This is a genomic window from Kineococcus anabasis, from assembly GCF_054590795.1.
In genome coordinates this window covers 52,014-73,274 of sequence record NZ_BAAIHU010000007.1, presented here as the reverse complement: position 1 = coordinate 73,274, position 21,261 = coordinate 52,014, and the positions used below count along the sequence as shown (strand labels likewise).

Annotated in this window: 19 protein-coding genes and 1 pseudogene; 12 read left to right on the top strand and 8 right to left on the bottom strand. The window is 75.8% G+C overall.

Features of this window, described 5'->3' with window-relative positions; genetic code table 11:
- Positions 1-12 precede the first annotated feature (12 nt).
- Positions 13-1,026 carry a guanitoxin biosynthesis L-enduracididine beta-hydroxylase GntD gene (gene gntD, locus ACYQBY_RS11170; RefSeq protein ID WP_459643935.1) on the bottom strand — a complete coding sequence of 338 codons (1,014 nt, stop codon included), beginning with the start codon at positions 1,024-1,026 and terminating at the stop codon, positions 13-15.
- Positions 1,027-1,293: 267 nt separating this feature from the next.
- Positions 1,294-2,094: a hypothetical protein gene (locus ACYQBY_RS11165; protein WP_459643934.1), complete on the bottom strand. Its 801-nt coding sequence runs from the start codon at positions 2,092-2,094 to the stop codon at positions 1,294-1,296.
- Positions 2,095-2,648: 554 nt separating this feature from the next.
- On the opposite strand from ACYQBY_RS11165, the gene ACYQBY_RS11160 reads away from it, so the two are divergent.
- From ACYQBY_RS11160 to ACYQBY_RS11145, 4 genes and pseudogenes are all read left to right on the top strand, one after another.
- Positions 2,649-4,106, top strand: a complete 1,458-nt coding sequence (locus ACYQBY_RS11160) for a GGDEF domain-containing protein (RefSeq protein ID WP_459643933.1) — start codon at positions 2,649-2,651, stop codon at positions 4,104-4,106.
- A gap of 197 nt (positions 4,107-4,303) precedes the next feature.
- Positions 4,304-6,406, top strand: coding sequence for an ATP-binding SpoIIE family protein phosphatase (locus tag ACYQBY_RS11155; RefSeq protein ID WP_459643932.1), 2,103 nt, complete (start codon positions 4,304-4,306; stop codon positions 6,404-6,406).
- A gap of 356 nt (positions 6,407-6,762) precedes the next feature.
- Entirely contained in the window at positions 6,763-7,404 is a 642-nt protein-coding gene (locus ACYQBY_RS11150) for a maleylpyruvate isomerase N-terminal domain-containing protein (RefSeq protein WP_459643931.1), read from the top strand.
- 140 nt (positions 7,405-7,544) lie between these two features.
- A pseudogene (locus ACYQBY_RS11145) lies at positions 7,545-8,235 on the top strand (class I SAM-dependent methyltransferase).
- On the opposite strand, the gene ACYQBY_RS11140 reads toward ACYQBY_RS11145, so the two are convergent.
- Positions 8,202-9,371: an acyltransferase family protein gene (locus ACYQBY_RS11140; RefSeq protein ID WP_459643930.1), complete on the bottom strand. Its 1,170-nt coding sequence runs from the start codon at positions 9,369-9,371 to the stop codon at positions 8,202-8,204. The pseudogene ACYQBY_RS11145 and the gene ACYQBY_RS11140 sit on opposite strands and share 34 nt — an antisense overlap.
- Before the next feature lie 150 nt (positions 9,372-9,521).
- On the opposite strand from ACYQBY_RS11140, the gene ACYQBY_RS11135 reads away from it, so the two are divergent.
- The 4 genes from ACYQBY_RS11135 to ACYQBY_RS11120 all read left to right on the top strand — a co-directional run bounded on the left by ACYQBY_RS11135 (position 9,522) and on the right by ACYQBY_RS11120 (position 14,183).
- Positions 9,522-9,851, top strand: a complete 330-nt coding sequence (locus ACYQBY_RS11135) for a YciI family protein (RefSeq protein WP_459643929.1) — start codon at positions 9,522-9,524, stop codon at positions 9,849-9,851.
- Between the two features lie 3 nt (positions 9,852-9,854).
- Complete coding sequence (locus tag ACYQBY_RS11130; RefSeq protein WP_459643928.1) at positions 9,855-11,132, top strand: RNA polymerase sigma factor; 1,278 nt, start codon at positions 9,855-9,857, stop codon at positions 11,130-11,132.
- A 127-nt stretch (positions 11,133-11,259) separates the two neighbouring features.
- Positions 11,260-11,484 carry a hypothetical protein gene (locus ACYQBY_RS11125; RefSeq protein ID WP_459643927.1) on the top strand — a complete coding sequence of 75 codons (225 nt, stop codon included), beginning with the start codon at positions 11,260-11,262 and terminating at the stop codon, positions 11,482-11,484.
- A 185-nt stretch (positions 11,485-11,669) separates the two neighbouring features.
- Positions 11,670-14,183 carry a P-type ATPase gene (locus ACYQBY_RS11120; RefSeq protein ID WP_459643926.1) on the top strand — a complete coding sequence of 838 codons (2,514 nt, stop codon included), beginning with the start codon at positions 11,670-11,672 and terminating at the stop codon, positions 14,181-14,183.
- 22 nt (positions 14,184-14,205) lie between these two features.
- On the opposite strand, the gene ACYQBY_RS11115 is transcribed toward ACYQBY_RS11120, so the two are convergent.
- The gene (locus ACYQBY_RS11115) at positions 14,206-14,802 is read right to left on the bottom strand and encodes a dihydrofolate reductase family protein (RefSeq protein WP_459643925.1); all 597 of its coding nucleotides are present in this window, start codon (positions 14,800-14,802) and stop codon (positions 14,206-14,208) included.
- Positions 14,803-14,950: 148 nt separating this feature from the next.
- Positions 14,951-15,844 (bottom strand): tetratricopeptide repeat protein, encoded by an 894-nt coding sequence (locus ACYQBY_RS11110; protein ID WP_459643924.1) that lies wholly within the window; start codon positions 15,842-15,844, stop codon positions 14,951-14,953.
- A 121-nt stretch (positions 15,845-15,965) separates the two neighbouring features.
- Between ACYQBY_RS11110 and ACYQBY_RS11105 the strand changes: the two genes are divergently transcribed.
- Entirely contained in the window at positions 15,966-16,103 is a 138-nt protein-coding gene (locus ACYQBY_RS11105; RefSeq protein WP_459643923.1) for a hypothetical protein, read from the top strand.
- A gap of 7 nt (positions 16,104-16,110) precedes the next feature.
- Here the strand turns inward: ACYQBY_RS11105 and ACYQBY_RS11100 are convergent, their stop codons facing one another.
- Positions 16,111-16,707 carry a GDSL-type esterase/lipase family protein gene (locus tag ACYQBY_RS11100; protein WP_459643922.1) on the bottom strand — a complete coding sequence of 199 codons (597 nt, stop codon included), beginning with the start codon at positions 16,705-16,707 and terminating at the stop codon, positions 16,111-16,113.
- A gap of 134 nt (positions 16,708-16,841) precedes the next feature.
- Between ACYQBY_RS11100 and ACYQBY_RS11095 the strand changes: the two genes are divergently transcribed.
- Complete coding sequence (locus tag ACYQBY_RS11095; RefSeq protein ID WP_459643921.1) at positions 16,842-17,426, top strand: hypothetical protein; 585 nt, start codon at positions 16,842-16,844, stop codon at positions 17,424-17,426.
- A 62-nt stretch (positions 17,427-17,488) separates the two neighbouring features.
- Here the strand turns inward: ACYQBY_RS11095 and ACYQBY_RS11090 are convergent, their stop codons facing one another.
- Positions 17,489-18,607, bottom strand: coding sequence for a GNAT family N-acetyltransferase (locus tag ACYQBY_RS11090; protein WP_459643920.1), 1,119 nt, complete (start codon positions 18,605-18,607; stop codon positions 17,489-17,491).
- 82 nt (positions 18,608-18,689) lie between these two features.
- On the opposite strand from ACYQBY_RS11090, the gene ACYQBY_RS11085 reads away from it, so the two are divergent.
- Positions 18,690-19,286 (top strand): GNAT family N-acetyltransferase, encoded by a 597-nt coding sequence (locus ACYQBY_RS11085; RefSeq protein WP_459643919.1) that lies wholly within the window; start codon positions 18,690-18,692, stop codon positions 19,284-19,286.
- Positions 19,287-19,341: 55 nt separating this feature from the next.
- Here the strand turns inward: ACYQBY_RS11085 and ACYQBY_RS11080 are convergent, their stop codons facing one another.
- Entirely contained in the window at positions 19,342-19,788 is a 447-nt protein-coding gene (locus ACYQBY_RS11080; RefSeq protein ID WP_459643918.1) for a PadR family transcriptional regulator, read from the bottom strand.
- Between the two features lie 809 nt (positions 19,789-20,597).
- Between ACYQBY_RS11080 and ACYQBY_RS11075 the strand changes: the two genes are divergently transcribed.
- A complete protein-coding gene (locus ACYQBY_RS11075) occupies positions 20,598-21,125 on the top strand; it encodes a nucleoside deaminase (RefSeq protein ID WP_459643917.1) in 528 nt (175 codons plus the stop codon).
- The last annotated feature ends 136 nt before the right edge of the window (positions 21,126-21,261 follow it).

The following is a 21,261-nucleotide window of genomic DNA, read 5'->3' as shown; positions in this document are numbered from 1 at the left end:
TAGGATTCTTGATCAGTACAGCACTCGTGACCGCGCGGTGCGGCGCAGATGCCGAGACGCGCGGATGTCCATGGTCACAGTTGCCTTCTTCAGCCAGCGATCGCGTCCGTCGAAACGCGCACGAAATGCCGCGCGGCCGTGCACGGCTGTGTGATTATCTATGATCAGCAGCGTGCCAGGCTGCACGTCTACCGACGACAGTTTCGAGTCCAGGCATCGCACGAGCTGGTCGAGTGCCGCCTGCGCAGCGGGATTCACCCCTTCGACGCATCGCATGAAGTACGGGTCGACGCACATGTACGGCGCCAGGTGGTCGCCGTAGAGGATCGGAACTGGTTGCGGATTGTCGCGCATAGTTCTCAACTGCTCCAGTGCCCGGTGTGTCGGATCCGTGGCAGTGAGCTGCCGGATGTGCTCATTGTCGGGCAGAATGACGAAGTGCGGTTGCCGGAGCAACCCGGCGCACTGCTCAGGGAGTTGGATGTCGCGGATCGACGCCACGGTCGTCGGAACTCGGTCATCATTGCGCAGTCCGAGAAGCAGCAGGTAGTCACAGCGCTGCGGATGGAAGGCATCCTCCGTGTGCCACTCGAGAAGAGTCTGTCCGTGACCGCTCTGCTGTGACTGCTCCCCAGGTATGGGCAGCACGTCCGTCACGAGCCGGCCTCGTTGCAGTGTGGACCAGCCGAAGACATCACCACCCAAGCACAGCGCGTAGAGGAGTAGAGCGGTAGCGCTGGGGCGCGTTCGCAGTTGCGCCTCCAGATCGGACCAGTGCAAAGGAGTTGCGCCAATCTCCCGATCGTTGACCCGGAGGCCACGCACGAGGCAAGCGGATGTGCGCTCCTCGTGCTTGAAGGCGTGAATGAAGTTTTGAACGTCCTCGGGCACCTGGCGGAGCAGGCGCCACGAGTGCCCTGATAGGCCGTGGCCGTCGGTGTCATACCCGTGAGTAGCCAGTTGTCGGCTGAGCTCGTCAAGATCCTGTGCTTCGGCTGCCGAGAGCGTGTACTGCGCCATCTCCATGCCCGGCTCCTACCTCTGCGTGTCGCCCGCCTCGGCGAGCGCTCGCTCGACTGCGGCTCCGGCTGTTTGATGGCCGGTGCGTCGACCAGGTCGCGTGGTTGTCATTCTGCGCTCGGCGGAGGAATCTCGCAAGGGTTTTGCGACGGTCCGCGTGAGTCGTCGGTAACGGTAGCCGAGCAGGACAAGAAGCACTCGGTGCCGCAGGGCACCCTTCGGGAACCAGCGGTTCACCGCTCCGTCAAGACGGCGACAGGTGGTACGGCGACCTCAGGCCGTCGGAAGCGGCTCTGAGGCGTCCAAAAGCATCTGATAGCGGCGGACGTACTGGTAGACCTTCTCCGGTGCGGTGTGCACCACCGCACTGTTGACAACTCCGGTATCGGGATCCAGTTGACCCACCGACACCGCTCGGTCACCGAACACGAGGAAGTCCAGTGAGTCTGGATCCAGTGACGCCTCATCCCGGAAGAGCACACGAATCTCAAGGTTGCGGTGTCGTCGACCGATATCCCTTAGATGGTGGGCGACATCGGCGTCGGTCATCATCGATCTGCTCCGGAGCAGGTAGATGCGGTGTACCTTCACGCCTCTACGGGCGGCCGCTTCGTGGGCGCGCATCGAGGCTTGGTACTGGGGCTTAGAGAACTGACGGAGCGCTTCAGCAGGTGATCGTGTGTCAACGGGGGCCGTGGATCGGAGCACTTCACCGCCGCGCATCCGCTCAATCCTCCTCGTGTCGTCCGAGTAGGTCTCCACCAGCGTGCGGATCCGGTAGGAACCTTGGCTGAGCAGGTCGAGATCCTCGCGTGTCGACTCGTAGGCCGCACGCAGCTCCGGAGATCCCTCCGTGCGCCGACGGATGTCTCGGTGGACGGCGAGTTCGCGCGAGGATGACATGATCGTCGCCTCCATCTCGTGCAGACGCACCCTGTTCTCGCAAACGACGGTCAAGATGAGGCCGATGAAGGCCATGATCAGAGCGTTGCTCACCTGGCTCGACTGAGGCCACAGGTAGGCCGCGCCTGCCGCGCCGAGCGTTACGACGGCGCCGATCAGCAGAACGGTCAACGAAAGGCTCGCTCCACGCATCGTGTGCCTTCCCTTCGTGAGACCTCGCCGGCAGCGACAGGCGACATCATTCCCGGGGGCAAGCATCCGTGTGAAGCGCTTCGCGAGGATCGGGTGCCGCGAGGTTCCCGAGCCGACGGCAGCCTGCCGCCCTTCCGGAGGCGATCGAGCGAAGTCTCGGGAATCGAGGCACGCCCTCGGTCCCGTGCCTGTGTCGGGCGCCGCAGGGCCCACGCCGCCCACTGTTCTGCCCGTAGCCGTTGTGCACCGCTCGTCGCACCGGCTTCTCGTGCAGTCGATCGTTGGTGCTGTCGGGGCGCTTCAGCAGGAGTCGTGCAGCCACGCTCGACGCGGTGCTGCGTGCCGACGTCACCATCGACGCCGGCACAGTCTGCGCTGCCAAGCGCAACGGGATGAGTAGCCCAGGCGCAAGGACTGCGGATCAACTGGGCCTCGTTCTCGGCAGGTCGTGAATTCTCCTATAGGTCGCCATCTCCGTGCGGCGATCGGGTGAGACGGCTCAAGCCCGTTGCGCCGGGTGCCGATGGTCGGGCATGGCGGTGTGGGTCTTCCGGGCGTACGCGGCGGCGGGTGCCGTCGCGCTGGTGGCGTTCGCGCTGCTGCCCGTGGGCGCCGTGAAGGACGTCGCCGTCGGCGGCCTGGCGCTGGCCGGTGCGGTGGCCGTGCTGGCGGGTGCCCGCGGCCACCGGCCCCTGCGCGCGCTGCCGTGGCTGTGGCTGGCCGGTGCCGTCGCGCTGCTCGCCGCCGGTGACCTCGTCTGGTCCTGGCAGGCGTGGGTGCTGCACGAGGAGCCCTTCCCCTCGGTCGCGGACGTCCCCTACCTCGCGGCGTACCCGGCCCTGGCGGTGGCGTTCATGCTGCTGGTGCGTGGCCGGCAGCCCGGCCGGGACCGCGAGAGCCTCATCGACTCCAGCGTCTTCACCATCAGCGTCGCCCTGCTGTGCTGGGTGCTGCTGCTCGGTCCCACGCTGGCCGACCCCGACGCCGGCCTGCTCACCACCGCCGTCGCGGCGGCCTACCCCCTCGGGGGCGTCCTCGTCGTCGGCCTGCTCGTGCGGCTGCTGACCACCCCCGGCGCCCGCACGGCCTCGTTCCGGCTGCTCGCCGCGGCGGCGCTCGCGCTGCTCGGCGGCGACGCCGGCTTCCAGCTCTCCGAGCTGCACGGCCTGACCGAGGTGCTCGGCGTGGACGCCTACGCCGCGGCCAACGTGCTGTTCGCGGCGTCCTACCTGCTGTTCGGCGCCGCGGCGCTGCACCCCTCCATGCGGCAGCTCTCCGAGCCCGCCCCGGAGTCCGCCGCCGTCTTCACCCGAGCCCGCCTCGCCGCGCTCACCGTCGCCAGCCTCGTGGCCCCCGGCGTCCTGGCGGTGCAGCTCCTGGCCGGTGCGCGGCTGGACGCCTGGGCGGTCGTCGTCAGCTCCACCGCCCTGTTCGTCCTCGTGGTGCTGCGCATGGCGGGCCTGCTCGCCCGCGTCCAGGAGCAGGCCGGTGCGCTGGCGACGATGGCCCGCACCGACGGCCTGACGGGTCTGCCGAACCGGCGCACCGCCGACGCGGAGCTGCAGCGGCTGCAGGAGAAGGCGCTGCTGGACGGGCTGCCGCTCGTCGTCGCGATGCTCGACCTCGACCGGTTCAAGAACTTCAACGACACCTTCGGCCACCAGGCCGGCGACAGCCTCCTGCAGGGCGCGGCGACCGCGTGGCGTACGGGCCTGCAGGGCTCCGGCATCGTGCTGGCCCGCTACGGCGGGGAGGAGTTCCAGGCCATGGCGGTCGGCTGCACCCTGCGCGAGGTGCAGGAGGCCCTGGAGGGGCTGCGCGGCACGACGCCCGCGGGGCAGACGTTCTCCGCGGGCGTCGCCGAGTGGGACCGCCGCGAGAGCGTCACCGCGCTCGTCGGCCGCGCGGACGTGGCCCTCTACGCCGCCAAGCGCGCCGGGCGGGACCGCGTCGTCACCAGCGGCGAGGCGGGGGTCCCCGCGATGCTGTGAGCAGCCGCTCCGCCGGTCACCGGCGGGCCCCGAGACGGCCCGGGGAGGGCCCGGGGACGCCCCGGAGATGGCCCGGGTGAGGCATCAAGGTCCGTCGCGTGCGTGCCGATACAGGAGCGGGGCACCCCCGCCCCCGCCGCCGACGTGAGGACGCACCCCTGTACCAGGCAGCTGACCACGGGCCGACCCGTCGCAGGGTGCTGCCCCGGGGCACCCCCCTGCCCGACGCCGTCTGGCTCTCCCGGCACCGGGTCTTCCTCGCCGCCGCCTGGGCCTCCGGCGCCGTGGTCCTGGTCTGGGCCGCACTCGCCGGGGGACCCCTGCACGCGCTCGTGGACGGCGTCCCCGTCGTCGCCGCCGCCGCCGTGGCCACCCTCGCCGGCTCCGGGCGCAGGGGCCGGGAGGCGGCCTCGTCCGCGGTGATGCTCGCGCTGATGATCGCGACCGCGATGGCGGTCCACCTCTCCGGCGGCCTCATCGAGGCGCACTTCCTCTTCTTCGTCGTCGTCGGCGCCGCTGCCGCCTACCAGACGTGGGCGCCGTTCCTCACCGCCGTCGGGTTCGTCCTCTTGCACCACGGCCTGCTGGGCACCCTCGCCGGGCACACGATCTTCAACCACCCGCAGGCGCAGGAGCGCCCGTGGCTGTGGGCGCTCATCCACGCCGGCCTGCTCGCGGCGGCGGCGGCGGTGGGCATCGCGTCCTGGCGCGCCGACGAGATGGTCCGCGAGCGCCTCGCCGAGCTCGGTGCCCGCAGCCGCCTCATCATGAGCACCGTCGAGGACGCCATCGTGGCCGTCGACACCACCGGCTGCGTCGTGGAGGCCAACCCGGCCGCGACCCGGCTGCTGGGCGCCGGCCGCCCCGTGCGCCGGCGCCCGCTGCAGGAGCTGGTGCCCGGGGTGTGCGACGTCGCGCAGATGCGGGACCTCGCGCGCGGGCAGCGGCCCGCCGTGCCCGGCGAGGCCGTCGTGCCGTCCGCGCAGGGCGGCCCCGTGCGGGTCGGGGTGCGGGTCGTGCCCGTCCGCGGCGACGAGTCCGTGCGCGCCGTGGTGACCCTGCGGGACCTGTCCACCGCGGAGCGCGCGGACAACGCCGAGCGGGCGCTCGTCGACCTCACCGAGCGCGAGCGCGCGCAGCGGCGTGACGTGGCCGCCCTCTCGGGCGCGGTCCGCCCGCCCGCCCTGGCCGTCGAGGGCCTGGAGCTCGCCGTCGCCTACGAACCCGCGGCCAGCGCCCCCGCCGGCGGCGACCTCTACGACTGGCTCGTGCTGCCCTCGGGGGAGGTCCTCGTCGTCGTCGTCGACGCCATGGGACGCGGCACGGCCGCCACCCGCGACGCGCTCGCCGTGACCACCACCGTGCGCACCCTCGCCGTGGCGGGCTGCCCGTTGGAGGACCTCGTGGCCCGCGCCGCGGCGGTCCTGGACGTCACGAGCCCCGAGCTGCTCGCCACCCTCCTCGTCGCCGTCGTCGACCCCCCCACCGGTCGGGTGCGCCTCGCCGGTGGCGGGCACCCGCCCGCGCTGGTGGTGTCGCCCGGCGCGGCCCGCGAGGTCAGCGCCGAGGGCCTCGGCATCGGCTACCCCGACCCGGGCAGCTTCGCCGTCCGCGAGGTCGTCCTGGCGCCGGGGGAGTCCCTCGTCCTCTACACCGACGGCCTCATCGAGGGCACCCACGACGTCTCCGCCGGGCTGCGCGAGCTCGCCGGGACCGCCGCGGAACTGGCCGCGGAGCTCGCCGCGGTGCCGCCCTCCGAGCTCGCCGCGCGCCTGCTCACCGACGTGGTGACGTGCGCGCTGGACGACGACGACTGCCTCGCCCTCGTCGTGCGCCGCCCCGGGGTGCCCGCGCCGGAGCGGCAGGCGCCTCACGGGGTCCCGTTCACCCACGACGTGCCGGCCGATCCCGCGCAGGTGCGCCCGGCGCGCTCGGCCGCGGCGGTGTGGCTGGCGGGTCAGGGCATCGGCGAGGACACCGCCGACACGTGCCTGCTGCTGCTGAGCGAGCTCGTCGGGAACTCCGTGCGCCACGGCGGCTCGGCGGCGCGGGTGCGGCTGTCCCGGACCGGGCGGGAGGTCCTGCTGGAGGTCGAGGACTGCTCCGCCGCCCTGCCCGTGGTCCGCGAGGACGACGTGGAGGCCACCGGCGGCCGCGGCATGCAGCTCGTCGGGGTGCTGTCGTCGCGCTGGGGCACCCGGCCCACCGCGGAGGGCAAGACGGTGTGGTGCGCGGTGCCGCTGGACGGGCTGGACGAGGCGCCCGCCCTGCGGCCGCTGCACGACCTCGCGGCCCGCTGACCCGGGCCGGTCCCGCGGCGGGCCGTGAGCGCCGCCGCTCCCGGGCGCTCCCCCCGCGAGGCACCCGGGAGCGGCGGCGCTCGAACCGTGGTGCTCGGTGCGATCAGCCGAGCTGGCCGCGCAGCGCGCCGGCGGGGAACTCCGCGTTGTGCACGTTGACGTGGTGGTCCTCCGTGGACGCGAGACCCGTCCCCGCGCCCCCCGTTCGGTGCGACGCCCTCCGCGGATGGGGACGGGGCGGACCGTTCCCGCCGCCCTCGCGCGCGAGCTGACCGGTCCGCGCGAACAGGCGGACCCGGTGGGTGCCGGCCGGGACCGCTCCGGGCGGGACGGCGCCGGTGGCAGACTCCGCGACCGTGACGACCGGGCCGAGGGACGTGTACGCCGAGGCCGCCGCGGTGGCGGTGGACCTGGTGGGGAGCGGCGAGGTGGCCGCCCGGTGGGGGCAGGACTCCGTGCTGCCCGGCATGGCGGTGGGCGCGCTGGCAGCCCACCTGGCCCGCAGCGTCCTGCAGGTGGAGTGGTACCTCGACGCCCCCGTCACCGACGGCCCGCTCGTGACGGCCCGCACGTACTACGCCCGGCTGGAGGGCACCACCGTGCCGGGCTCGGACCTGAACACCGGTGTCCGCCGGCGCAGCGAGACCACCGCACTGGACGGCCCGGCCGCGGTGGCCGCGCAGGCCCGGGAGGCGCTGGGGCGGCTGCGCGGCCGGCTGCCGGGGGAACCGCCCGGGCGGCGGGTCGCCGTCCTGCACCGGCAGGGGGAGGAGATGCTGCTCGACGAGTACCTGCGGACCCGCTGCGTGGAGATCGCCGTCCACACCGAGGACCTCGCGCTCGGCGTCGGCAGCCCCGTGCGGGCGCCGCGGCGGGCGGTCGCGCTCGCCGTGGACCTGCTCGTCGCCGCGGCCCGGCAGCGCTCCGGGGACGTCGCCGTCCTGCACGCCCTCGCCCGGCGGGAGCGCGACACGGCCGGGGCCCTGCGGGTGCTCTGAACCCGGGTGAGCCCCGGAGCGGGCACCGGAGCGGGTAAACCGGTGGACGCGCCCGCCGCCCGGTGGCGATCGTGAAGCCCGTGGACCAGGAGATCTGGGGCGAGGGGACCGCCCGGAACTACGACACCCCCGGCACCGGGATGTTCGCCCCCGAGGTGCTCGGACCGGCCGTGGACCGCCTCGCGGAACTCGCCGGGGGCGGGCGCGCGCTGGAGTTCGCCGTCGGCACCGGCAGGGTGGCCGTGCCGCTCGCCGCGCGCGGCGTGCCGGTCACCGGCATCGAGCTGTCCCCCGCGATGCTCGCGCGGCTGCGGACGAAGGCGGACGAGGCGGCGCTCCCCGTCGTCGTGGGCGACATGGCCGCAGCCCGGGCGCCCGGGGAGTTCACGCTCGTCTACCTCGTGTACAACACCGTCTCCAACCTGCTCACCCAGGACGCGCAGGTCGCGTGCTTCCGCAACGCCGCCCGCCACCTCGTCCCGGGCGGCCGGTTCGTGGTGGAGCTGTGGGTCCCGGAGCTGCGCAAGCTCCCGCCGGGGCAGCAGGCCGTGGTGTGGGGCTGCGAGCCCGGCTACCTCGGCCTCGACACCTACGACGTCCTGGACCAGCAGGTCGTCTCGCACCACGTCCGGTTCGGCGGGGACGGGCCCGTGGAGCTGTTCCGCAGCCCCCCACCGCTACATCTGGCCGGCCGAGCTGGACCTCATGGCGCGGCTCGCCGGCCTGGAGCTGGAGAGCAGGCACGCGGACTGGGCGGGAGCCGCCTTCACCGCCGACTCCCGCTCCCACGTGTCCGTCTACCGCCTCCCGGCCGAGGCCGCCGTGCCGTGAGGGCCGGTCCGGCCGGGCGTCCTCGTCGGCGCCCGCCGGGCGTTGCGCCGCAGCAGGTGCAGCACCGCGTCGCGCAGCGGCCGCTGCAGGGGGCGCTCCACGCAGCGGTGCAGCAGCCAGGCCAGCCCCGCGCAGCCCGCCACGGTCAGCAGCAGCGTGGCGCCCCGTCCCACGGCGGGGTGCAGCACCTCCACGAGCGCCCAGCCGACGTACTCGTGCGTCAGGTACAGCGGGTACGTCAGCGCCCCCAGCCAGGTGAGCACCCGCCACCGCACGTCCCGCACCACGGGCACGAGGACGGCCACCGCCACCAGCGCGACCCCCGTGGCGACCACCGCGGCCAGCACGGCGGGCGAGGTGGGGCGGCCGGAGGTGATGGCGTCGATCGCGCCGGCGTGGTGCGCCGCGGCGACGACGGCGGCCAGCGCGGTGTTCAGCACCACCAGCGCCCAGCGGCCCGGCGTGGAACCGTCGCGGTGCACCACGTGGAGGACCATCCCGGCGGCGAACAGGGGCGCGAACCCCAGAAGGGTCACCGCCCCCGCCGCGGCCGGCGCCGCGAGCGTCACGGCGGTGCACACCGGCGGCACGAGCGCCGCGGCGGTGAGCACCGCCCGGCGGGTGATCCCGAGGAGCAGGAGCAGCACCACGGCGAGGTAGAACTGCAGCTCCACCCACAGCGTCCAGTACACCCCGTCCACCCGCGCCACCCCCACGAGGTCCTGCAGCATCGTGAGGTTCACCAGGACCTCGCCCGCGCTGCGGTCCCCAAACGTCGGCCAGGCCCACCGCAGCGCCGCCGTCAGCAGGACCGCCGCCCAGTAGGCGGGGTACAGGCGGCCCACCCGGGACGCGAGGAACTCCGGGACGCTGCGTCCCCACGCCGACATCAGCACCACGAAACCGCTGATGACGAAGAACAGGTGGACCCCGGCGTAGCCGTAGCGCGTCGCCTCCGACAGGTGCGGGAAAACCTCCGCGGGCAGCGGCCCCCAGCGGGTGTGGTCGCGGGCGGTGAGGTGGAACAGGACGACGGCCACCGCGGCGAGCAGCCGCAGCGCGTCCAGCGACCGCAGGCGGGTTCCCGGCGGCTCCCGGTGCGGCGGGGACGGGAGGGCGGGGGGCGGCCGGTGCACCGGCGGACTGTAGGGCACCGGCGCCCCCACCCGGCCGCGCGCCTGCGGAAGGGAGTGACGTGGATCACACGGGCTGTGGTGTCCTCCCGGCCGGGGCGGGTGCGTCATGTGGTCGAGTGGCCACCGGGGCCACGCCGACGAGGAGTGATCATGCAGTACGTGCTGTTCATCTGCACCGACCCGACCGGTGAGCCCTACGACGAGGCGTCGGACGACGTCGAGAAGTGGTTCACCGGGTTGCAGGAGCAGGGCCGCCACCTGGCCGGCAACCGGCTGCGCCCGGTCGAGGACGCCACGACGGTGCGCGTGCGCGGCGGCGAGAGGCTCGTCACCGACGGGCCGTTCGCGGAGACCCGGGAGTGGATCGCCGGTTTCGACCTCGTCGAGGCCGACGACCTCGACGACGCGGTCTCGATCGCGGCCGCGCACCCGATGGCGCGTTTCGGGCGCATCGAGGTCCGCCCGGTCTGGCCCCTCTGAGCCGTGCGCCGGCCCACGGCGGCGGAGGTCGCGACCCGGGGGGGGGGGGGCCCCCCCCCCCACCACGCCCGGATCGCGGCCGCCGTCATCGCCGCCGTGGGCGACTGGCAGGTCGCCGAGGACGCCCTGCAGGACGCGTGCGAGCGTGCCCTGACGTGCTGGGAGCGGGACGGCGTCCCGGACCGTCCCGCCGGGTGGCTCGTCACCACGGCGCGACGCCGCGGGATCGACCTGCTGCGCCGTGCCGGTGGGCGGGAGTCGACCTCCCAGCGCTACGCGGTGGCCGTCGAGCGCGGGCTGCTGGTGCGGGACGCCGAGCACGAGATCGGGGACGACCGGCTGCGGCTGGTGCTGACCTGCGCCCACCCCGCGCTCCCGCTCGAGGCGAGGGTCGCCCTGACGCTGCGCACGGTGCTGGGCTGGACGCCGGAGCGGATCGCGCGCTCGTTCCTGACCACCGAGGCCGCGGTCGCCAAACGCCTGGTCCGCGCGCGGGCGAAGATCTCCCACGCGGGCATCCCGTACCGCGTGCCGTCGCGGGAGGACCTGCCGGGCCGGATCGACGGCGTGCTCGGCGTGGTGTACCTGTTGTTCACCACCGGGTACGCCGACGCCGACCGCACCGACCTCGCGGAGGAGGCGCTGCGGCTGGGCCGGCTCGTGCGGGAACTCCTGGGCCCTGAGGCCCCCGAGCGGTACGAGGCCTCCGGCCTGCTGGCGCTGATGCTCGCCCAGCACTCCCGGCGCCGGGCCCGCTCCGGCCCCGGCGGGGTCGCGGTCCTCCTGGACCGGCAGGACCGCTCGCTGTGGGACCGCGACGCCATCACCGAGGCGCAGCAGCTCGTCGCCGGGGTCCTGCAGCACGCCGCGCACCGGCGCCGGCCGGTGGGCCCGTACACCCTGCAGGCGGCCATCGCCCTGGAACACGTCCGGCCCCCGGACGCGGCCGGGACCGACTGGGTGCGCATCGCCCAGCTGCACGCGCTGCTCGACCGCGTCGCCGGCTCTCCCGCGCAGCGCATCGCGTGGGCCGTCGCGGCCGGTCGTGCGCACGGCCCGCACCGGGGGCTGGAGGTCCTCGACGGCGTCCGGCACGGCGAGGACCTGTTCCTTTACCACGCAGCGCGTGCCGATCTGCTGGAGGCGGCGGGGCAGGACGCGGCGGCGCTGGGCGCGTACGCCCGCGCCGTCGCGCTGGCACCGGGTGAGGCGGAGCGTGCGGCGCTGGGCGCCAGGCAGCGGGCGGTCGGTGAGCGCCGCGGCCGGGGTGCGGGGACATGACATCCGTCACCGGGCAGGCGTGAACCCGGCACCGGAACCCGTGACGCGGCGCACCCGTGCGGGCCCGGGGGCGGTGCCAGGCTCGGAGCACGAACCGGGAACCCCCTGCCGAACACCTGGAGGCACCGTGGACAGCACCACCGCCCGCACCGCTCCGAGCCGCCGCACCCGTGCGGGCAGCGGTCTGAGCACGTCCGACTCGCTGGTCCTCGTCCTGTGCGTCCTCGCCACCGTGGTGTGCACGGTGCTCGACGTCTCGCCCGTCGCGACGTGGGCGTTCGCGGGTGCCGCGGCGGCCGGTGGGCTGACCGCCGCCGTCCGCGCCCGCCGGGCCGGGGGGCGCTGCGGCTGACACTCCCGCTGCAGCGGGCCGGCGCCACGCCGTCGCAGGCGCCGGCGGTGTGTCGCGCAGCCGCCGCAGCAGGGGTGTCAGCGCGCGCCGCCCGCTCGCGTGGCGGTCCGGGGCGCCGCGCACCTAGGGTCCGAAGGTGCGCAGGCGAACACCGCAGGCCCGGTGACGGGCACGTGCGGAGCGAGGTGGTCACACCACCGCACGGGCTGGACGAGGAGCAGGTCCGGCAGGCCCGCCGCCGGCACGGGCGCCCCCTGCGGCGCGCGGCCGGAGGACGCACCTACGGGCAGATCCTGCGCGCCAACCTCTTCACCCTCGTCAACAACGTCCTGTTCGGCATCGGCCTGGCCCTGCTGGCCCTCGGCCGGTACGGCGACGCGGTCGTCAGCGCCGGCCTGGGGCTCCTCAACGCGCTCATCGGTGCCGTGCAGGAGATGCGCGCCAAGCGGGAGCTGGACGCCCTGAAACGCCGGCACGGCGCGCGGGTCCGCGTGGTGCGCGACGGGCGGGAGGCGCAGGTCGCGCCGGAGGAGCTCGTCGTCGGGGACCTGGTGTGCCTGGAGCCGGGGGAGCAGGTCCTGCTGCCCGGTCCCGTGGAGGGTCCCGGCCGCGTCGAGGTGGACGAGCCCGGGCCGCACGACCGCCCGCCCGTGAGCCGGGGCGCGGGGGAGGAACTGCCGCCCGGCGGTGTCGTGGTGGCCGGTTCCGCCCACCAGCGCGTGCGCGCCCCGGAACCCGCAGGCGCCGGTGCCGCCCCGTCGTGGCGGCCGTCGAGGACGCCGCTGCAGCAGCGGATCGACCAGGTGGTGCGGGTCGTCATCCTCGCCGCGGTCCTCATGGGCTCCGCGATCCTCGCGCAGGCCCTCATGGAGGGGCTGCCGCTCGTGCGGGTCGTGCAGATCAGCGCGGTGCTCACGGGCCTGGTGCCCTCGGGGCTGTTCCTGCTCGTGACGCTGTCGTACTCCGCCGGCGCCGCGCGCATCGCGCGCCACGGCGTGCTGGTGCAGCAGGTCAACGCGGTGGAGTCCCTGAGCAACGTCGACGTCCTGTGCAGCGCCACGACGGGAACGCTGACGACCGGCCGGGTGGAGCTGTCGGAGGCGCACCCGCTGCACCCGGCGGCCGGGGCGGAGCGCCTCCGGTCCCTGCTGGGTGCCCTCGCCCACGGCTCCTCCTCGCCGGACCCCGTCGTGGCGGCGCTGCGGGAGGCGCTGCCCGGCGGGACGAGCGGTGCGGGACAGGAGGTCCGCGAGGAGGTGGCCGCGGCCCGTCCCGGGAGCTGGAGCGGGGTGGTCCTGGACGGGCCCGCCGCCGGTGCGGACCGGGTCCTGGTGCTGGGGGACGCCGAGGTCCTGCGCCCGGCCCTCGCCGGCGCCGCGCCCCCGGACGCCGCGCTGCACTCCGCCGCGCGGGCCGGGCTGCGGGTGCGGCTGCTGGCGCGCGCCGCGGACCCGGGCGGCCGGCTGCGCGACGCGGCGGGGACGCCCACCCTGCCCGCCCTGGAGGCGCTCGCCCTGGTGACGTTCGCGGACGAGCTGCGCCCGGGGGCCGCGGAGGCGCTGGCGGAACTGCGCGCGCGGGGCGTGCGGGTCGTGCTGCTCTCCGAGGAGGGCTGCGCCGACACCGCCGCGGTGGCCGCCCGGCTGGGCCTGCCCGCGGAGGACCCGGTACCCGCAGGCGACGTGGCGCGCGCGGAGGACCCCGCGCTGGAGGCGCTGGTGGCGCGGCGCTCGCTGTTCTGCGGGACGTCCCGCCGCCGGCGCGAGCGGGTCGTGGAGGCCCTCCTCGGCGCGGGGCACTACGTCGCGGTGGCCGCGAACTCCGCCGCGGACAGCGGGCTGCTGCGCCGCGCGCACGTCGGCATCGCCACCCGCAGCGGCAGCGGGGGCGCGCGCGACGCCGCGGACGTGCTGCTGCTGGAGGACTCCTACGAGCCGCTGCCGCTGGCGCACCGGGAGGGTCAGCGCGTCATCGGCGCCATCCCGCCGGTCGCGACGCTGTTCCTCACCCGCGTCGCGGTGTCGATGGGCGTCATCGTCGGGGTCGCCGTCCTCGGGCTGGGGTTCCCGTACGAGCCGGCGCAGGGCTCGCTGACCCTGTTCACGGTGGGCGTGCCGACGTTGTTCCTCACGGCGTGGGCGCGCCCGCAGCGGCCAGATCCGCACCTGATCGGCAACCTGGTGCGTTTCGTGGTCCCGGCCGCGGTCGTCACCGGGGGTTTCGCCATCGCCCTGTACGCCGCGATGTTCACCATCCTGGGCCGGCTGACGGCACCCGGCGGCCACCTGCCCGAGGACGCCTGGCTGAAGTTCGAGGCGTTCACCGGCCTGGCCCGCGACCACCCCGACTTCGCGCAGACCACGGCGACCGCGGTCGCGCAGATGGGGCTGTCGTTCTTCGCCTGCCTCACCGGGTTCCTGCTCGTGCTGTTCCTGGAGCCGCCCACGCGGTTCTTCACCGGCTGGGCGCCGGTGAGCCGGGACAGGCGCCCTGCCCTGCTGGTGGCGTGCCTGCTCGCCACCCTGGTCGTGGTGCTCTCGGTGCCGGCGCTGGCGCGCTGGTTCGGGCTGGTGCAGCCGGGGGGTTTCGAGGCCCCGCTCGTGGTGGCCGCGGCGGTCGTGTGGTTCTTCGTGATGCGCACCGTGTGGCGGCGCGACCTGTTCCGCAAGGTGCTGGGCCTGCCCCCGCCGCCCGGGTGAGCGGCGGGGGCGGGCGGCGGGCTCAGCCGCGCACGGGCCGGTAGGTGCACACCAGCACGCCGGTGCCGGCGGTGGTGGTGGAGACCAGCTCCAGGGGGCGGGCCCGGCCGTCGCGGGGGAAGAACCCCTTGCCGCCGCCCAGCAGGACCGGCTCGACCATGATCCGGTACTCGTCGACGAGGTCGTGCTCGACGAGCTGCGCCGCCAGGGACGCACTGCCGTAGACCTGCAGGCCGCCGCCGTCGCGCTCGCGCAGCGCGCGGACCGCGCCGATCGCGTCGTCGGCGGGCAGCAGTTCCGAGCCGGCCCACACCGACAGCTCGTCCGTGGTGAGGGTGCGGGAGGCGACGTACTTGGGGATCGCGTTGATCTTGTCGGTGAACGGGTCGCCGGACCGCCCCGGCCACGCGGCGGCGCTGGCCTGCCAGGTGCGCCGGCCGAAGAGCATGGCGTCGGTGCCGCGCATGACCTCGTCCATCACCGGGCCCATGACCTCCACGTCGAAGTACGGCATGGACCAGCCACCGTGGGCGAAACCGCCGTCGGTGTCCTCCTCCTCGCCGCCGGGGGCCTGGATCACGCCGTCGAGGCTCATGAACTCGCTGACGATGATGCGCATCGGTGCTCCTCGCGTCCTGTTCGTGGTGTGCGTCGGGGGGTTGGACCACGGGGCCGCCGGGAAGTCATCGCCCGCGTCCACCTCCCCACCGGGGATGATCCCGGTACCGCCGGGCGGGCACGGGGGACGACACGCGCCCGGGTGCGGCTCAGCCGTCGGGCAGGCGGTGCAGGGCGGCCTCGGCGACGGCGTCCCCGGCGGCCGCCCCGGCGCGGAAGCACTCCCGCGCGCCGGTGAGGTCGCCGCGGCGCAGCAGCAGGACGCCGAGGTTGTGGTGGCAGTTGTCGTCGCCCGCCGCGATCCCGGCCCGGTAGGCGTCCTGCGCGGCGTCCTCGTCGACGCCGGTGCCGGTGTCCGGGGGCCCGTCCGCCAGGAGGTTGCCCAGGGGCAGCCAGCACTCCCGCTGGCCGAGCTTCGCCCCGAGCTCCAGCTCCGCGCGGGCCGCAGCGACACGGCCCGTGGCCAGCAGCAGGTCCGCCAGGGCGGCGCGCACGAGACCGTCCCCCGCGGCGCCCGCCCTCAGGTCGGCCTCCAGCGCGGGGGCGGAGGCGGGGTCGGGGGAGGCGTTCCAGCGCCAGGCCGCCAGCACGCCCGCGGCACGGCGGAGCCCGGCCCCGGCGGCGCGCGCCGCGGCGGCCTCCGCGCCCGGCTGGTCGCCCTCCTCGTGCAGCAGCCACCCCAGGGCCAGCCACCCCTCCGGCTGCCCGGCGACCTCCGCGGCGCTGCGCAGGGCCTCCGCGGCGGCGGCGCTCTCGCCGAGGTCCTGCAGGACGAGGCCGAGGTTCAGCCAGGCGTCGCCCTCCCCGGCCGCCAGGGCCCTGCGGTAGGCGGGGACGGCCTCCCGCGGCCGGTCCAGGTCGCGCAGGGTGTTGGCGACGTCGAACCACGCCCACGCCGCCCCGAGCTCCACGGCGCGCTCGAAACACCGCAGGGCCTCGGTGTGGCGGCCGCGTTCGGCCAGGTCGCACCCGACATCGACCAGGTCGTCGGCGCGGCCGGCACCCAGGGCGCGGGCCAGCCGGTCGTCGAGGTCGTCGTCCACGCCCCCAGCATCCACGTCCCCGGCGCCCTCGTCCCCGGCGCCCTCGTCCCGGCGCCCTCGTCCCGGCGCCCTCGTCCCGGCGCCCGCGCCGGATCCCGGCCCGCCGCGCGAGGATGGCGCCGTGACGGGAACGGGCGGCGGCGAGGACGTCTGCTGGCTGCACCGGGTCTGCCCGGAGTGCGGCCGGCTCGCGGAGGACCCCGTGCCCGCGCGGTGCCCGGGGTGCGGGGTGCCGCTCCCCGGGCCCGGGGACGGCTGAGCCGCGCTCAGCCGGGCCAGGTCTCCCACACCGGGCGGACGAGGGCGGCCAGGCGCGCGTAGCCCTCCGCGGCCGGGTGCGCCCCGTCGTCCGCCGCGACCTGCGACCTCCACACCGCGTCGGCCAGCAGGGCGCCGAGCACCGGCACGTACGGCACCCCCCGCGTCGCGCACACCCCGCCGAACGCCTCGTCCAGGACCGCCGTCCGCCCGTTCTGCGCCGTGTCCGCCACCGGCGGCGGCCCCACGACGAGCACCGGCCACCGCCGCGCCGCCGCGCCGTCCAGCAGGGCCGCGAGGTGCAGCGGGGAGCGCTCCGGCTCCACCCGCGGCCGCCCGTCCTCCAGCGTGGTGTCGTTCACGCCGAACGAGACCACGACCCGCGCCGCGCACCCGCCGGGCAGGCGCGGGACGCACTCCGCCTCCCAGCGGGCGAGGACCTGCGCGGAGGTGTCGCGCCGCACGCCCAGGTTGTACGCGGTCAGCCGCCGGCCCGCGGCGGAGGCGGACGCGGCCAGGCGCCCGGCCCAGCCCAGGTGCGCCGGGTCGCCCACCCCGGCGACGAAGGAGTCCCCGAGGAAGCACACCCGCTCGTCCGCGTCCACGCCGGGACGCTCCCACGTCCGGCCGGGCGGTGTCCTGCGGTTTCCGCCGGTGCGCCGGGCATCGTCCGGCACGGGGTGGGTACCGCGCGGGCAGCGGGCGGCACGGGGCCGCCGGTGGGGACGAGGGGGACGACGTGAGCGGGACGGAACGCCAGGCGCTGGCGCAGGCGGTGCACGACCTGGGGTCGGCGCTGTGGTTCGGCGGGGCGGTGATGGGCATCGCGGGGGTCAACAAGTCCGGGGCCGACCTGACCCAGGGCATCGACCGGATCCGCGTGGCGAGCTCGGCGTGGACGAGGTTCGCACCCGCGCAGTGGGGCGGTGTCGCGGTGACCCTGGTGATGGGCGCGCGCCTCACCCAGGGCAGCGGCCACCGCCTGCTCGCGCAGGAGGGGTACGCCGCCGTGGGCGCCGCGAAGGCCGCCACCGTGGTCGCCGGCGCGCTGGCCACGGGTTTCGCCGCCTACAGCGGCATGAAGGTCGGGCGCCTCGCCGAGGAGCTGCACGCCCGCGGTGAGCTGGTGGACGTGAAGGACGCCTCCATCCCCACCGAGCGCACCCCGGCGGAGCTGGCCGCGTGGCAGCGCCGGCAGCGGCTGTCGCAGTACCTGGTGCCGGTGCTGGCCGGGGCGAACATCGCCCTGAACGCGACCCTGGTGCAGTCCTACCGCACCGGGCCGACGGTGCAGGGTTTCGTGCGGCGGCTCCTGCCGTCCTGAGCTCCGCCCCGGGCGCGCCGTGTGCGGCGCCCCGGGGCGCCGCACACGGCCGGGGTCGTCGCTCAGGTCAGCTCGCCGCGCAGCAGGTCGAAGCGGAGCATGTCCTCGCGCCGCCCGTCGCGCAGCAGTTCGGCGTCCCGGTCGACGCCCGACCGCCGCGCCCCGAGGCGCTCCGCCACCGCCCGCGAGGGGGAGTTCGGGGCCGCGACGCGCACCAGCAGCCGGTGCAGCCCCAGCCCGCCCTCCTCCGGGGGCGCGAACGCGTGCCGGGCCGCGAGACGCGCCGCGCGGGTCACGACCCCGCGTCCCCGCGCGGCCGGGTGCGCCCACCAGCCCAGCTCTCCGGCGCCCGGGCCGCGGCCGGTGAGGAAGAGGGACACCGCCGCCAGGCAGCGGTCGGCGTCGTCGACCACACACCACGTGAGCTCCTCGCCGGACGCCTCGACCTCCGTCCGTGAGGTGATGAACTCCTCCGCGTGCGCCACGGTGTACGGCGAGGGCAGCGACGGCAGCCAGTGCTGCGTGGTCGGGTCCGTGCAGGCCTGCGCGACGCGGGCGGCGTCCCGGGGGCGCAGGGCGCGCAGCCGCACCCCGTCCCCGTGCAGCTCGGGAACCTCCAGCCAGGGGGTGGCCGGCTCCAGCGGCTCCCCGCGGCGCAGGGAGCCGACCCACCCGTCGTGCCGCTGTCCGCGTTGCAGGCACAGGCCGCGCACGGTCCCCTCGACGCGGAACCCGCACCGCCACGCCACCCGGCGCGAGGCCCGGTTGCCGACCTGGGCGCGCCAGCGCACGCCGTCGAGGTCGAGCTCCTCCAGACCCCACCGCAGCAGGAGCCGGACGGCGCGGGTCGTCAGCCCCCGCCCCCGGGCGTGCGGGGCGGTGCCGAAACCCACCTCCGCCCAGCCGCCGCCGTCCGGGCGCAGCCGCACCGTGCCCGCGTAGCGGCCCTCGTGCTCCACGGCGAACGAGGCCACCCCCTGCCGCAGGCCGTCCTCCAGGTGCGCGAGGTAGGCCTCGGCGTCCGCGCGGCCGTAGGGGACCGGCACGACCGTCCAGCGCCGCGTCTGCTCGTCCAGGGCGGTGGCGAGCAGTCCGTCCACGTCGGCGGGGGTGTGCCGGCGCAGCAGGAGGTCCCCGTCGCGCAGGTCCGGCAGGTGCAGGGGCGGGCTCGTCGTTCCCATGTCCCGCATGATCCCGGTCCCTCCCGGGGCGGGCGAGCGGTCCGCCCCGGCAGGTTCCGGCGTCAGGGGCGAGGATGCCGTCGTGACCGCCCACGTGCCCACCCCGGCCGAGCAGTTCCCCGCCGCGCCCGGCACGGCGCCGGGGCCCGCGTGGGTGCGCATCGCGGCGGTGGAGGCCGGTGACGCGGGGGAGGTCCTCACCCTCCAGCGGGCGGCGTACGTGGGCGAGGCGCGCCTGTACGGCGACCCGGAGCTGCCCCCGCTGGTGCAGACCCTGCAGGAGCTCGCCGCCGAGCTGGCCGGGTGCATCGCCCTGAAGGCGTTGCGAGGCAGCAGGATCGTCGGATCGGTGCGCGGCCGCCTCGATGGTGGCGTGCTGCACGTCGGGCGGCTCGTGGTGGCGCCGGACCTGCAGGGACGGGGGATCGGCGGTGCGCTGCTGAGCGCCGTGGAGGAGGCGGGCGCCGCCTCGGCGCGGCGCGCGGCGCTGTTCACCGGTGCCCGCAGCGCCGGGAACCTGCGGCTGTACCGGCGTCACGGCTACGCCGAGGAGCGCCGGGAGGTGCTGCGACCGGGCGTCGAGCTCGTGCACCTCACGAAGGAGCTGTGCCGTGCCGAGGAGCTGCGCCGTGCGGAGGAGCTGCGCCGTGCCGGGGAGTCGCGGCCGGCCGCGCGGTGAGGTCCCGCCGCCCCGCCGGGGTGGGGGCGGTCGCCACCCACCCCGGCGCCGGGTGTCAGCGCCCGCCGGGGTGGGGGTCGTCCCCGGCGAGGATCCGGTACATCGAGCGGCGGGCCTCGTCGAGCACGTTGCGCGCCTGCTCGACCTGCGCCTCGGTGCCGAGGTGCGCCACCTCCCGCGTGGCCAGGCCCAGTGCGCCGATCCCCTCCAGCAGGGAGGTGACGCCCTCGGAGGGCCCGGCCTCACCCGTGCTCCACGGCTCGCGGAACTCCTCGGGGTTGTCCCGCACGAGCTCCTCCCCGGCCGCGGTCAGGGAGAACACCCGCCGGCCCTCCGTCTCGGCGCCCTGGACGAGGCCCTCGTCCTGGAGCTGCTGGAGCACCGGGTAGACGGAGCCGGGGCTGGGTCGCCAGGTGCCGCCGCTGCGCTCGGCGAGCTCCGTCATGACGGCGTAGCCGTGCCGGGGCCCCTCCGCGAGCAGGGCGAGGACGGCGGCGCGCACGTTGCCGCGCCCGCGCCGGCGCCCCCAGCCGCGCCCGGCCCTGCCGCGGCCGCCAAAACCTGGACCACCCGGACCGAAACCCGGACCACCCGGCCCGAAACCACCCGGCCCGAAACCCGGACCACCCGGCCCGAAGCCGGGACCGCCGGGTCCGAAGTCGCGGGGACCGAAGTCACCCGGACCGAAGTCGGGGCCGCCCGGCCCGAAACCACCCGGTCCGAAACCACCCGGCCCGAACCCGGGGCCGCCGGGGCCGGAACCCGCGCGCGGGCCGTGGCCCCACCGGTCGCGCCCCCCGCCGTGCCTGCCGCCGCGTCCCGGGCGCTCCCCGGGACCGTCCCCGGCGCCGTTTCCAGGGCCCTCCAGCGGGCTCTCCTCGTGCCAGCCGCCGTGCGGCGGCCGATCTCCCCTGCCGAACATGGCATCTCCTCTCGACACATCGACGATATATCGCTGAAGTGTCGTTCGCAAGAGCATCTCGGGAGGACGGCGCCGGCCGGAACCTCGCCGTCGACCGGCCGCGCAGGCGCCTGCGAGGTTTCGGCGTCCCGCCGCCGGTGTTTCCGCCGCATGACGGCACCCCGGTGCGGCGCGGCGGTCTTGGTGGATCCACCAACACCTGACCTCCGAGGCGCCCGGACTCTGGAGGAACGACCGGCCACCGCGTGCCGTACCGGCCCCCACGCTGGTCGGACACCGGTGCTCCCCGCACGGATGCGGGGGTGCTCGGGCGGGGAGCACCGGTGCGGACGGCCGGCTGCCGCGCCGGCCCCGGTCCGCGAGGACCGGACGAGCGGAGAGGAGCGCCCATGATCGTCGTGCAACCCCGCCGACCCGGCGACGACGAGCAGGACCTGGACGACGCGGGCGGCCGGGACGGCAGGCTGCTGTCCTGGGCCGTCGACCTGGCCACGCGCAGCGTCGACCGCGGCGGCGGGCCCTTCGGCGCCGTCGTCAGCCTCGGCGGTGTCGTGCTCGGCACCGGGCAGAACCGCGTCGCCCGGGACAACGACCCCACCGCCCACGCGGAGGTCGTCGCCATCCGCCGCGCGTGCGCCGTCGCCGGGACGTTCAGCCTCGCCGGCGCCACCCTCCACAGCAGCTGCGAGCCGTGCCCCATGTGCCTGACGGCCGCCCTGTGGGCGCGCGTGGACCGCATCGTCTACGCCGCCGACCGGCACGACGCGGCCCGCGGCGGGTTCGACGACCCCGCGTTCCACGAGATGCTCCGCCGGAACCCCGCCACGTGGAGCACGCCCGTGCTGCGCCTCCCCACGGACGGGGCCGAAGCGCCGTTCGAGGCGTGGCGCGCGGCCGCGGCCCGGGTGGAGTACTAGGACCGGCACTGCGGACCGGGGGAGCACGCGACGCCGGCCGCCTCCCGTGCCCGGAGCGGCCCCACGCCGCGCCTCCCCGGCACCGGTGGCGCTGGTGCCGGGGAGCGAGGTGAGGGTGAGCGGTCCCGGCTCCGCC

Coding starts and splice junctions, on each gene's coding strand:
- gntD (WP_459643935.1), bottom strand. CDS start 1,026: ATGGAGATGGCGCAGTACACGCTCTCGGCAGCCGAAGCACAGGATCTT.
- ACYQBY_RS11135 (WP_459643929.1), top strand. CDS start 9,522: ATGCAGTACGTGCTGTTCATCTGCACCGACCCGACCGGTGAGCCCTAC.
- ACYQBY_RS11075 (WP_459643917.1), top strand. CDS start 20,598: ATGATCGTCGTGCAACCCCGCCGACCCGGCGACGACGAGCAGGACCTG.
- ACYQBY_RS11160 (WP_459643933.1), top strand. CDS start 2,649: ATGGCGGTGTGGGTCTTCCGGGCGTACGCGGCGGCGGGTGCCGTCGCG.
- ACYQBY_RS11090 (WP_459643920.1), bottom strand. CDS start 18,607: ATGGGAACGACGAGCCCGCCCCTGCACCTGCCGGACCTGCGCGACGGG.
- ACYQBY_RS11115 (WP_459643925.1), bottom strand. CDS start 14,802: ATGCGCATCATCGTCAGCGAGTTCATGAGCCTCGACGGCGTGATCCAG.